Annotated in this window: 9 protein-coding genes; 4 read left to right on the top strand and 5 right to left on the bottom strand. The window is 63.5% G+C overall.

Features of this window, described 5'->3' with window-relative positions; genetic code table 11:
* Nucleotides 1–4: 4 nt before the first annotated feature.
* Nucleotides 5–469: a ribonuclease P protein component gene (rnpA, locus tag AC07UK_RS17860; protein WP_085959671.1), complete on the bottom strand. Its 465-nt coding sequence runs from the start codon at nucleotides 467–469 to the stop codon at nucleotides 5–7.
* A gap of 173 nt (nucleotides 470–642) precedes the next feature.
* Complete coding sequence (gene rpmH / locus AC07UK_RS17855; RefSeq protein ID WP_008650850.1) at nucleotides 643–777, bottom strand: 50S ribosomal protein L34; 135 nt, start codon at nucleotides 775–777, stop codon at nucleotides 643–645.
* 818 nt (nucleotides 778–1,595) lie between these two features.
* Here rpmH and dnaA point away from each other — a divergent pair.
* The 4 genes from dnaA (at nucleotide 1,596) to AC07UK_RS17835 (ending at nucleotide 7,998) form a co-directional block, all read left to right on the top strand.
* Complete coding sequence (gene dnaA / locus AC07UK_RS17850; RefSeq protein WP_494686578.1) at nucleotides 1,596–3,353, top strand: chromosomal replication initiator protein DnaA; 1,758 nt, start codon at nucleotides 1,596–1,598, stop codon at nucleotides 3,351–3,353.
* A gap of 367 nt (nucleotides 3,354–3,720) precedes the next feature.
* Nucleotides 3,721–4,836: a DNA polymerase III subunit beta gene (gene dnaN / locus AC07UK_RS17845; RefSeq protein ID WP_010811375.1), complete on the top strand. Its 1,116-nt coding sequence runs from the start codon at nucleotides 3,721–3,723 to the stop codon at nucleotides 4,834–4,836.
* A gap of 229 nt (nucleotides 4,837–5,065) precedes the next feature.
* Nucleotides 5,066–7,591, top strand: a complete 2,526-nt coding sequence (gene gyrB / locus AC07UK_RS17840) for a DNA topoisomerase (ATP-hydrolyzing) subunit B (RefSeq protein ID WP_114135511.1) — start codon at nucleotides 5,066–5,068, stop codon at nucleotides 7,589–7,591.
* A gap of 206 nt (nucleotides 7,592–7,797) precedes the next feature.
* A complete protein-coding gene (locus tag AC07UK_RS17835; protein WP_436220498.1) occupies nucleotides 7,798–7,998 on the top strand; it encodes a DUF1484 family protein in 201 nt (66 codons plus the stop codon).
* Nucleotides 7,999–8,100: 102 nt separating this feature from the next.
* Here AC07UK_RS17835 and AC07UK_RS17830 read toward each other — a convergent pair whose 3' ends face one another.
* The 3 genes from AC07UK_RS17830 to AC07UK_RS17820 all read right to left on the bottom strand — a co-directional run bounded on the left by AC07UK_RS17830 (nucleotide 8,101) and on the right by AC07UK_RS17820 (nucleotide 12,856).
* Nucleotides 8,101–10,743 carry a bifunctional diguanylate cyclase/phosphodiesterase gene (locus tag AC07UK_RS17830; protein ID WP_436220499.1) on the bottom strand — a complete coding sequence of 881 codons (2,643 nt, stop codon included), beginning with the start codon at nucleotides 10,741–10,743 and terminating at the stop codon, nucleotides 8,101–8,103.
* A 491-nt stretch (nucleotides 10,744–11,234) separates the two neighbouring features.
* Complete coding sequence (locus AC07UK_RS17825; protein WP_494686579.1) at nucleotides 11,235–11,984, bottom strand: carbon-nitrogen hydrolase family protein; 750 nt, start codon at nucleotides 11,982–11,984, stop codon at nucleotides 11,235–11,237.
* An 86-nt stretch (nucleotides 11,985–12,070) separates the two neighbouring features.
* Nucleotides 12,071–12,856 (bottom strand): YdcF family protein, encoded by a 786-nt coding sequence (locus AC07UK_RS17820; RefSeq protein WP_436223023.1) that lies wholly within the window; start codon nucleotides 12,854–12,856, stop codon nucleotides 12,071–12,073.
* Nucleotides 12,857–12,868 lie beyond the last annotated feature (12 nt).

Genomic DNA, 12,868 nt, shown 5'->3' with positions numbered 1-12,868 from the left:
CGGTTCAGGCCGGAAGGCCTGGTGGCTGGCTTTGCGAGGGGCTCGCCGGTGGCGCCGCGGGTGGCGGTGCCGAGGGCGAGGCAGGCGGTGCGGGTGGCGGCAGTGGCTTGGCCGCTACGTCGAGCAGGCTGGCGATTTCCGCCGCGCATGCCCTTCGGACCGCCGCGCGCGTCGCAAATTCCGCGCGCGGAAATTTGGCTTGCAGGCGCAGCAGCACGTCGCGCCCCGCCAGGTGCTCACGGCGTTGGCGGAACAGCTCGCGCGCCATGCGCTTCACCAGGTTGCGCTCAGCCGCGCGCGGCGCGAACTTCTTGCCGACCACCACGCCAAGCCGGCCTTCCGGACGGTCATTGGCGCGCACGTAGAGCACGAAATGCGGGCTGCGCCGCCGGGGCCGCAAAGCAAAAACGGATGAAAACTCATCCGTCTTTGTTAGCCTCGCGGCTTTGGGGAAGGCATGGGCTGACACGCTGGGTGACACTGGTAAGCGCTGGCGGATACTACTGCTGGCGCAAAAGCGGCGCCCTGCGGCAAGCGGCCGGCCGACCTGAAGCCGAGGCGGTGGGCATTGACGGCTGCGCGGCACGGCTGCGGTACGCTGCAGCCGGCGCCGGGCGCGCCGTCAGGCCGGTCGCCCGGGCCTCAGATGGCCAGGCGCTTGCGGCCCTTGGCGCGGCGTGCGTTGATGACGGCACGGCCGCCGCGGGTCTTCATGCGCACGCGGAAACCGTGGGTACGCTTGCGGCGGGTAACGGAAGGTTGGTAGGTACGTTTCATGTTGCACTCTCTGGTTGATCTTGGCTCGCCCGACTCCGGCCGGTGCCGGGGTGCCGTGGCCGCCGCGTATGGTTCGCATGGGGCTGCCGCAAGCAAGAAACTGCCGCGGCGTATCCGACGATTCTGGTTCTGTCTTTGCTGCCGGCCGAATGGCGCGCGCTGCAGGCGGGGTGGCCTGTGGGCGCGGACGGCACGAACAGGCCAGACCCGGCGATGCGCATACGTGATCCCCTGCCGCATCGCAGAACCCGCCATTTAAACGATTTTCTCCGGCGCTGTCAAGGCACAAGTCTGTGTGCAAGGGCACAATTGCCACACCGCCCAGCGGCCCGTGGTGCGCCATTGTCCACAACAGCCGGTGGGTAACTGCATGTGCCCCGAGGGCCACCTCTACCGCAGTCATCCACAGGCGAAGTCCCTGTTTTGCCTGAGATTTTGCCCGTTTCCACACCCCGGAAAGCCGCATCACAGCAAGGGTTGTGCACACAAATCCACTGCATTTGCACAAGTTGTCCACAGACTTATCCTTTGTGGATAACTCAGGGGCGGGGGTACAATCCGGGTCCAAACACAACACGGGCTGCGTGGCGCAGGCGCAACCCGGGCCCCCACCGCGGCAACGCATGACTGAACGCACGCCAGTGCGGCGAGCCTGAAGGCTCGCTGGCGGCTGCATTGGCATGCCGCGGAGGCCTCACCGAACGGAATTGATTCCTAATACGGTAAGGATGGCCCGGATCGCACGGCGTAGATGCTGCTTGTGGCGTGCCGGGGGAACCGCTGAATTGCGGCCGGGTACGATTACCAAAACACAAACAATGCAAGATTTCTGGCAGGCGGCAGCAGCGCAACTAGAGCGCGAGCTGACGCCGCAACAGTTCAAAACGTGGATCAAGCCGCTGGCGCCCGTTGCGTTCGATGAAGAAACGCACGCGCTGCGCATTGCCGCGCCCAACCGTTTCAAGCTGGACTGGGTCAAGAGCCAGTTTTCGGGGCGCATCACCGCACTGGCCTGCGAGTACTGGGAAGCGCAGGTCAGCGTCCAGTTCGTGCTGGATCCCGCCGCGTCGGGCCGTGCCGCTGCCTATATGCAGCCGGCCCAGCCCGGCATGGGCCCGGGCGGCATGGACGGCCACGCAGCACCGGGTACGGGCATGGCCGGCTATCCCGGCGCCCAGCCGATGGGCGGCCAGGCCCCGTTTGCCATGCCCGGCCAGCCCGGCTATGGCGAGTACCCCACCCCAGCCGCTTACGGCATGGGCCAGCCGCAGTATGGGAACCCGGCCGGCATGCCGTCAGCAGCCCCGGTCCCGGCCGGCGCGCGCGCCCAGGCCCCGGGCATGGGCGGCCAGCACCCCGGCCAGCTTCACCCGCAGCACGGCGCCGACATGGGTGAGATCGACGTGGTCCACATGGACCCCGCCGAGGCCAGCGCCCGCTCCTACCGCGTGCAGCCGCAGCAACCCCAGCAACCGCACCCGTCCCATCAGTCTCACCAGCATATGGGCGGCGCCACGCCGATGCCCGGCCACCAGCCCAGCGACACGGTGCATGAGCGCTCGCGCCTGAACCCGATCCTGACCTTTGACAACTTCGTCACTGGTAAAGCCAACCAGCTGGCGCGCGCCGCGGCCATCCAGGTGGCCAACAACCCGGGCAAGTCGTACAACCCGTTGTATCTCTATGGCGGCGTGGGCCTGGGCAAGACTCACCTGATCCACGCGATCGGCAACTACATGCTGCTGGAGAACCCGCGCGCGCGCATCCGCTACATCCACGCCGAGCAGTACGTCTCTGACGTGGTCAAGGCGTACCAGCGCAAGGCGTTCGACGAGTTCAAGCGCTACTACCACTCGCTGGACCTGCTGCTGATCGACGATATCCAGTTCTTCTCCGGCAAGAACCGCACGCAGGAAGAGTTCTTCTACGCCTTCGAGGCCCTGATTGCCAACCGGGCGCAGGTGATCATCACCAGCGATACCTACCCCAAGGAAATCAGCGGCATCGACGACCGCCTGATCTCGCGCTTTGACTCGGGCCTGACCGTGGCCATCGAGCCGCCCGAGCTGGAAATGCGCGTGGCCATTCTGATGAAGAAGGCCGCCGCGGAAAGCGTCAACGTGCCCGAAGAGGTCGCGTTCTTTGTCGCCAAGCACCTGCGCTCAAACGTGCGTGAGCTGGAAGGCGCGCTGCGCAAGATCCTGGCGTTCAGCAACTTCCACGGCAAGGACATCACCATCGAGGTGACGCGCGAAGCGCTCAAGGACCTGCTGACCGTGCAGAACCGCCAGATCTCTGTAGAGAACATCCAGAAGACCTGCGCGGATTTCTACAACATCAAGGTCGCTGACATGTACTCGAAAAAGCGGCCTGCCAATATTGCACGGCCGCGCCAGATTGCGATGTACCTGGCCAAGGAGCTGACGCAGAAGAGCCTGCCCGAAATCGGCGAGCTCTTTGGCGGCCGCGACCACACCACCGTGCTGCACGCCGTGCGCAAGATCGCCGACGAACGCAGCAAGGACGCGCAGCTGAACCACGAGCTGCACGTGCTGGAGCAAACGCTCAAGGGCTGATGCATGGCCGATGCCGGGGTACCCCCGGGAAGGCGTTTTGAAGGGTCGGCCCCTCGGGGCTGGCATACTGTAGGGTGCGCGCCACGGACATCCCGTGGCGCCTGGGGAATTAACGTCAGCGTCGCCGGGGCAAGTGTCCGGAAAATGGCCACTGATAAGGCTTTGCGGTGAGTCGGGACGGGATGGCAAGTGCGGTTTGCGCCAGCGTGGCTTTTTGTGCACAGCTGGCCCGCCGGCCGGTCCCGCCCCGCTTCACCGCAGCGGCTTATCCTTGGTACAATGGCACATTAACTCCTTGATTCCTAAGTGAATTTGGAGTTGTTTGCGTTCTGCGGTCGCCGATTACAAACGACGAAGGATAAATTCAATGCAATTGGTCAAAACCTCGCGAGACAACCTGCTGCGTCCGCTGCAAATCGTGAGCGGCATCGTGGAGCGCCGCCACACCCTCCCGATCCTGGCCAATCTGCTGATTCGCAAGTCCGGGTCCAACGTATCCTTCCTCTCGACCGACATCGAGATCCAGATCACCACGCACGCCGAATGCGGCGTTGGCAGCGACAGCGTTGCCACCACCGTGGCCGCGCGCAAGCTGCTGGACATCCTGCGCGCCATGCCTGACGGCGACGTGGCCCTGTCGCTCAACGACAAGCGCATGACCGTGCAATCCGGCAAGAGCCGCTTCGCACTGCAGACGCTGGCCGCAGAGGAATTCCCGACCGTTGCCGAAGCCAGCGAATTCAACGCCAGCGTCAGCCTGCCGCAGAAGACCTTCAAGCACCTGCTGGCGATGGTCCACTTCGCCATGGCGCAGCAGGACATCCGCTACTACCTGAACGGCATGCTGCTGGTGGTGGAAGGCAAGAAGGTCATGGCAGTCGCCACCGACGGCCACCGCCTGGCCTACTGCGGCGTTGAGCTTGAGACCGAAGCCGTCGGCGTGGGCGCGCGCCAGGAAGTCATCATCCCGCGCAAGACCATCCTGGAACTGCAGCGCTTGCTGGAAGACAACGACGATCCGGTGCAGGTGCAGCTGGCCGCCAACCAGGTCAAGTTCACGTTCGCCAATATCGAACTGATCTCCAAGCTGGTTGAAGGCAAGTTCCCCGACTTCCAGCGCGTGATTCCCAAGGGCTACAAGAACGCCTTCGCCATTGACCGCGTGCGGCTGCAGCAGGCGCTGCAGCGCACCGCGATCCTGACGACCGACAAATTCAAGGGCGTGCGCTGCATCCTCGACACGCACATGCTCAAGATCAGCTCCACCAACGCCGACCAGGAAGAGGCGCAGGAAGAGCTGGAACTCGATTACTCGGGCGACGCGCTCGATATCGGCTTCAACGTGACCTACCTGCTTGACGTGCTTGCCAACCTGAAGAGCGAGCAGGTGCAGGTCAGCCTCGGCGACTCGAATTCGAGTGCGCTGATTACCGTGCCGGAAGACGACAACTTCAAGTACGTCGTCATGCCGATGCGCATCTGATGATCCGGTAACAGGACCAGACCAGACAAGAACCGGAGCAGCAAACGGCACGCAACGACACCTGGCCCAGGCCGGGAAGTCCTGGGGATGACCATCCCGCAGCGGGGGCAGGATCGAAACGACGATCCGCCCCTTTTGCCGTTTTTAGTAACCCGCCATGCGGACCTTTTCGCGCCCCGCCGCTATGCCGGCCCGGCCCGAATTCCGCCATTGCCGTGAGTAGAAAGACATGACCGAACAGCAGAACCCGCAGCAGGAAAACACCTACGGAGCCTCTTCGATCCAGATCCTGGAAGGCCTGGAGGCGGTACGCAAGCGCCCGGGCATGTATATCGGTGATACCTCCGACGGCACCGGCCTGCACCACCTTGTCTTCGAGGTGCTGGACAACTCCATCGACGAAGCGCTGGCCGGCTACTGCACCGAGATCCAGGTCACCATCCACAGCGACAACTCGATCTCCATCGTCGACAACGGCCGCGGCATCCCGCCCCTGGTCAAGTTCGACGACAAGCACGAACCCAAGCGCAGCGCGGCAGAAATCGCCATGACCGAGCTGCACGCCGGCGGCAAGTTCAACCAGAACAGCTACAAGGTGTCCGGCGGCCTGCACGGCGTGGGCGTGTCCTGCGTGAACGCCCTGTCAAAGTGGCTGCGCCTGACCGTGCGCCGCGACGGCCAGGTTCACCTGATCGAATTCGCCAAGGGCGACGTACAGAACCGCATCGTCGAGACCGTGACCGGCCCGGACGGCCAGCCCGTTGAAGTCTCCCCGATGAAGATCATCGGCGCCACCGACAAGCGCGGCACTGAAGTGCACTTCCTGGCCGACGAAGAGATCTTCACCAACGTCGAGTTCCACTACGAGATCCTCTCCAAGCGCATCCGCGAGCTCTCGTTCCTGAACAACGGCGTGCACATCAAGCTGGTCGACCAGCGCACCGGCAAGGAAGAAGACTTTGCCTTCTCCGGCGGCGTGAAGGGTTTTGTCGAGTACATCAACCGCTCCAAGAGCGTGCTGCACCCCACCATCTTCTACGCCAACACCGAAAAAGACGGTATCGCCGTGGAAGTGGCCATGCAGTGGAACGACGGCTACAACGAGCAGGTGCTCTGCTTCACCAACAACATCCCGCAGCGGGATGGCGGCACCCACCTGACCGGCCTGCGCGCCGCGATGACCCGCGTCATCAACAAGTACATCGAAGAGAACGAAGTCGCCAAGAAAGCCAAGGTGGAAACCACCGGCGATGACATGCGCGAAGGCCTGTCCTGCGTGCTCTCCGTCAAGGTGCCCGAGCCCAAGTTCAGCTCGCAGACCAAGGACAAGCTGGTCTCTTCCGAAGTGCGCCTGCCCGTGGAAGAACTCGTCGGCAAGGCCCTGAACGACTTCCTGCTGGAAACCCCAGGCGACGCCAAGATCATCTGCGGCAAGATCGTAGACGCCGCCCGCGCCCGCGAAGCCGCCCGCAAGGCCCGGGAAATGACCCGCCGCAAGGGCCTGATGGACGGCATGGGCCTGCCCGGCAAGCTGGCCGACTGCCAGGAAAAAGACCCCGCCCTGTCAGAACTCTTCCTGGTGGAGGGCGACTCCGCAGGCGGCTCCGCCAAGCAAGGCCGCGACCGTAAGTTCCAGGCCATCCTGCCGCTGAAGGGCAAGATCCTGAACGTAGAGCGCGCCCGCTTCGACAAGATGCTGTCCAGCCAGGAAGTGCTGACCCTGATCACCGCACTGGGCACCGGCATCGGCAAGGACGACTACAACCTGGACAAGCTGCGCTACCACCGCATCATCATCATGACTGACGCGGACGTGGACGGCTCGCACATCCGCACCCTGCTGCTGACGTTCTTCTACCGCCAGATGCCAGACATCATCGAGCGCGGCTATGTCTATATCGCGCAGCCGCCGCTGTACAAGATCAAGCACGGCAAGGAAGAGCGGTATATCAAGGACGATGTCGAGCTCAATGCCTACCTGCTGAAGCTGGCGATGGAGAAGGCTGTGCTGGTGCGGCCGGATGGGTCGGAGATCAATGGGGATGCGCTGACTGAGTTGGCGCGGCAGTATCAGCTGACTGAGGGGGTGATTTCTCGCCTGTCACGTGTTGTTGATACCGATGCCCTGCGTGCGATTGCTGATGGGGTGGCGCTGGATCTGGATAGCGCGGCTGCTGCTGAGGCGTCTGCTGTGGCGCTGAAGGCTAAGTTGGCTGAGATGCATGCCAAGACGTTGATTGGGGCTGCCGTGAATGACGACGGTACCGCTGACGTGTATGCGCAGTTTGATGAGAAGACGGATAAGCATCGGTTGATGATTGCACGTCGGCATCATGGGAACGTGCGGTTGTCGCATTTGGATGCGGATTTTGTTCATGGTGCTGACTATGCTGCGCTCTCCAATGCTGCTAAGACTTTCCAGGGGCTGACGCCGGAAGGGACTAAGGTGCAGCGGGGTGAAGGCGAAAAGCTGCGCGATCAGACTGTTAACGACTTCCACGGGGCCATGCAATGGCTGCTGGCTGAGGCTGAGCGTGGGGTTTCTCGTCAGCGGTATAAGGGGCTTGGTGAGATGAACCCTGAGCAGCTGTTTGAGACCACCCTCGACGTTACGCAGCGGCGACTGCTGAAGGTGCAGATTGAGGATGCTATTGCGGCGGATCAGATCTTTACCACGCTGATGGGGGATGAGGTGGAGCCGCGTAGGAACTTTATTGAGAGCAATGCGTTGGTGGCGCGGAATATTGATGTGTGAGCTGTTGGTGAGTGAGATTGGGAAGGTCTTTGTGAGACTGCCCTGATTCGCCACCGGCCATTTGAAAAGCCGCGTTCTCGCAAGAGAGCGCGGCTTTTTTTGCCTCTGGAATCGCTGGAGGCGTCGCATAGGAGAGCCTGCTTACCAGCCCAACGGATGAGCAGCGCTGAAAAGCAAACGGCGCGGGCCAACTGGTCTCGCGCCGTTTGCATCCTGGTACGGAGGCATTCCGCATCCTCGAAGCCACTGACGACATCCTGCGCGTCAGCGCCGGCCTTCAGTCCTTCCTGACCTTGCTGGAGCTGCAGAGCGACACCATCCCCCAAGGCATCGGCCTCCACGCCCTGCTTTTGCCGCTCAAGCAACAGCTGGTCGACACCGCCGACCGCCTGCAGGCATTGGTCTGACGAGGGAGAGCCTGCTTACCCACCCAATGGTTGAGCAGCGCTGAAAAGCAAACGGCGCGAGCCAACTGGTCTCGCGCCGTTTGCATCCTGGTGCGGTGGCATTCAAGTCACGGCGCTCACATAGGCCTCGAACGCGCTGGCCTCCACCGGCGGACAGAAGAAGTGGCCTTGCCCGTAGTCGCAGCCGGCAGCCAGCAGGATGTCGCGCTGCGACTCGGTCTCGACGCCCTCGGCAATCACGCGGATGCGCAGCGCATGCGCCATGCTGATGATGGCGCGGCACAAGGCCACGTCGTCCGGGCCCCGCGTCAGCGAGCGGACGAAGGACTGGTCGATCTTGATGTAGTCAATGTCCAGGCGCCGCAGGTACGACAAGGACGAGTAGCCGGTGCCGAAGTCGTCGAGCGCGATCTCGATGCCGGCCGCCTGGAAGCGGGAGAGCTGGTCCATGACATCGGCGTTCTGCTCCATCAGCGAGCCTTCGGTGATCTCGATGACGAGGCTGCCCACCGGCACGTTCCTGCGCTCGATCATGCTGGACCAGGACTCGGGCCCGCTCGCAGGCGCGCAGAACTCCACTGGTGATTTGTTGACCGAGATCTGGAAGCCCTTGCCCAGCACCACCTGCCAGCGTGCAAGCTGGTCCAGCGCTTCGGTCAGCACCCAGCGGCCGATGTCGATGATGAGGCCGGATTCCTCCGCAACGGCAATGAAATCGGCCGGGTGGATCGGCCCGCGCACCGGATGGTCCCAGCGGATCAGGGCCTCGGCCTTGCAGACCTTGCCCGTGCGCAGATTGACAATGGGCTGGTAGTGCAGCGCGAACTGCCCGGACGCCAGCGCCGTGCGCAGGTCCTGCGTGATGCGCAGGCGCTCCCTCTCCGCCTGCAGCAGCGCCTGGGTGAAGACCTTCCAGCGATTGCGGCCCTCCTCCTTGGCGGCAAACATCGCCTGGTCGGCGCACACCAGCAGGTCCTCGGCGTTGTCGGCGTCCTTGGGCCAGGTCGCCACGCCGATGCTGGCCGACACCACCACCAGCTCGCCGGCCAGGCGGTAAGGCGCGGCAATCCGCTCCAGGATGGCCTCGGCAATGTCCCCGGCAACGCCGGCATCGCCCACCGCGGGCAGGATCACGGTGAACTCGTCGCCGGCCAGCCGCGCCACGGTATCCGACGCGCGCACCGATGCCGCAATGCGCCGCGCCGCCTCCAGCAGCAACAGGTCGCCCTGGTCGTGGCCGAGGGTATCGTTCACCTCCTTGAAGCGATCCAGGTCGATGAACAGCAGCGCCAGCACATCCTGCGTGCCGCGCGAACGCTCGATCTCCTGCCTCAGCCGGTCGAAGAACAGGCGGCGGTTGGGCAGATCCGTGAGCGCATCGAAATTCGCCTGGTGCCGGATGACTTCCTCCGCCTGGCGTTTCTCGGTCATGTCATGGATCAGCGCAACGCGGCGGCGCTCGCCATACGCGTGGGCCAGGTAGGTATCCACGGTCAGGTAGGCGGGAAACTCGCTGCCGTCCTTGCGGCGAATCGAGAATTCGCCGCTCCATCTGCCCTTGGCTGCCACGGTGGTCCGCAGGCGCTCGACCAGCCCTGCCGCATTGCCTGCCCCGCTGACGATATAGCCCGGGCGGCCCCTGACCTCCTTGGTTGTATAGCCAGTGGCGGCGGCAAAGGCCGGATTCACGTCGATGATGGTGCCATCGAGCGACGTCACCACCATGGCCTCGCTGCTGGACGAATAGACCAGCGAAGCCAGCCGCATCTCCTCCATATGGCGCTGTCGCTCCCCCATGGAGCGGCGCAGGCTGTAGTACAACAGGCCAAGCAGCAGCGTGGAAGCAATGGCACCGGCCAGGGCAACGCGGCGATAGACCTCGTAGGGCGCCAGCACCAGGCCGACCGACTCGCCCACCACGAAATTGAGCCCGAACTCCGGCAAGCGGTAATAGCCGAAGACCCGCTCCACGCCTTCGGAGCCCGACACCGCCCGATAACTACCAGACTGGGGCGACCCGCTGGCGAGGTACGGCCTGTTGCTGACCGCCCTGGCCAGCGTGCCCTCCATGGCCGGCACGCGCGCAATGACCTGGCCGGAAGTCTTGATGACCGACGCCACTTCGCCATCGCGGTTTGTGAACGACTGCGCAAAGCTGGCGAACTGCTCCGGACTGACTGAGACCACGATGACCCCGTCGAAGCTGCCCGCGCGCAGGATGGGGCGCGTGAACTGGATCGACCATTTGCGCGAGACCTTGCCCTTCACCGGGTCGCTGATGAACAGCATGTCGCGCCCGCCCGCGTTCTGATGGACCCGGAAATGCTCGCGCTCGCTCAGGTCGACCTTCTGGCCGGGCGCGGGCGGGGCGATGGACGAGTAGATGAGCAGGCCATGCTTGTCGATCACCGACACCTGGAACGACAGGTCCACCACCAGGTTCTCCCGCTCACGCACCATGTCGATGAATCCCGGCTGGCCGACCAGCCAACTGGCCCGCAGGTCGAGGAGGAACTCAGACAGCCGCAGGATGCTGGATTTCGAGTACGCGCCGAACGCCTGGGCCTGCGCCTGGGTACGCTCCGCGGCGTCGTGCAGCAAGCGGTCCCGCTCGCTCACGAGCTGAAACGCCGCGAACGCCCATGTTGCAATCAGCCACGCCGCCGCCGCCAGGTTCAACGGGGAAAAGACCTGGTGCAGGCGCTGCAGCGCCTTGCCATATCGGGTGGTCGAGCGTTCTGGCATCAAATGGGTATCGCAGCGCAGCGAAGAATCGACATCGATAGCAGGCTAGTCGAGGTCAGCGAACCCGACAAGCAGCACGCACTCTAGTCCCGTGCTCACCGCGCGGAGCCGGGCCGGCGTGTGCCGAAAGCGGCACGTCGTGATCATGCCCCGCTCGACTCGTGGGCATGTGGGCGACTATGTGCCATTCCGGCCTGATTGACGCCCCCCAAAAGGGGGCTAAGGCATTTTCGCCACAGACATTTCGGCGCCGCTGTCGGAGCCAGGCGTTATACCGAAGATAGAGCGGCGTTCCAGCCCCGACTCCGGCGACCTCCCCGAATCCTGCCTTCCGGGCAATCCGCACCGCCCCGCTTACATGGAAATCGCTGGCTACTACCACAATGGATTGTCGGCAGCATTGCTACCTGGACCTCAAGCCACCTACAGGTCAGCCCTTATAGAGCTATCCGGGATTTTGAGTAAGGTAGCGAGTTTGGTATCCCTCTGGCCTAGCGCAACGTCACGACTTCACCGCACCAACCAGTTTCCAACCGGCTCACCATCACCAACGCCGCGCCCGTGCCCTCCGCGGCGACGACACACCGCCCGTCCTCGTCCCAGAACGCGCTTTTCCCGATCGGTGACCATCCGCCCGTGTCCCCGCCGTGGTTCGCCATCAGCACGGCAAATCGGTGCTGCGCCGCATATCCTTGAAGCAAGGCTGTATCCGCGTCGTAGCCGCTCGCGGTGATCAGCACGCCAGCGGCGTACAGGCTCGCGCCGGTGGAGGCAGCCTGCACCGCATGCTCGGGATGCCCAGTATCCGCGCAGATCGCCAGGGCGACGGTCATCCCGTCGACGGGTATCGGCCGTCCTCCTGACCCCGGGACGAAGACCGAATCCTCTCCCGGATGCAAATATTGCTTCGTATAACAAGAAACTGTCCCGTCCGGACCCAATGCCAGGGCGCCGATCCGGACGACATCGTTGAACCGCAACGGCGCGCCGACGACAGCGGTCACCCCTCGTCGAACGCACTCATCCCTGAGCGGCGCCAGACGCGCATCGTCATCATGGAACGCCAACTCGTTCGCGACAGTCCATTCGTACCCGGTCAATGAAAGCTCTGGAAAGACGACCATGTGTGAACCTCTCACGGCGGCTTCGCGCAGAAACACCAGATGCCGATCAACGTTCGCCTGCACGTCGCCGGCAACGGAAACGGATTGGGCTGCTGCTACGATGAAAGGCACTGACATTGTGAGATTCCCGCAAATGGTATTGGACGCAACGCTGGAGGAGTTTAGCCTCGCTGAGGTTTCGCCGCCCTGGATGACGACCCGCCTCAATACTCCTTCAACACCCATCCGCTAATCGCCGCAAAGTACTCACGGAGCCAGGCGTTATATCGAAGGTAGAGCGGCGTTTCAGCTCCGACGCCGGCGACTTCCCCGAATCCTGCCTTCCGGGCAATCCGCACCGCCCGCCGTACATGGAAATCGCTGGTCACCACCACAATGGGATCGGTGACGGCGACGCCCTGCTCTTCAAGCAAGCGCCGGCTGAACACCAGGTTCTCCTCCGTGCTGGTACTTCGCCCTTCCCGGATGACCCTGTTTGCTGCGACACCGCGGGCAGTCAGATAGTCAGCCATGATGTCCGCCTCTCGGCATCGCAGCCCGAAATCCTGTCCGCCACTAACCGTGACCTTCGCCTGCGGCCACAGCTGAGCCTGCTTCAAGCCCTGATCAAGCCGCGCAATTAACGTTGGCGAAGCGACGCAGTTCGGCGTGCCGGAGCCGAGGATGACGACGGCTTTTACGGAGCCTCCCCGGATGGTGGCTTCGGTGCTACGGTGAACGTTGTAGAAGAAGACGGCCACTGTCCCCAGCCACACTGCGAACGCGATCCATGCTGCTTGCCATAGTTGCTGGCGCCTATGGCTGGCTGCTCGCCAGTGGGCTACGCGGGGCCACTGCCATGCAAGGAGCAGGAATGACGCGCCGATGCAGCCTGGCAGGACGATGCCGAAGTTGAACAGGCCCATGGCCATCAAGGCGATGGCGTCGGCGAGAAGGACGGCGCCGAATAGCGCTAGTGCGATGCGGCGCCAGCGCGCGCTTGTGTTCATTTCCTGCATTGC

It is taken from the genome of Cupriavidus sp. GW821-FHT07C08, from assembly GCF_059419025.1.
This window is presented reverse-complemented; position numbering and strand designations above follow the sequence as displayed.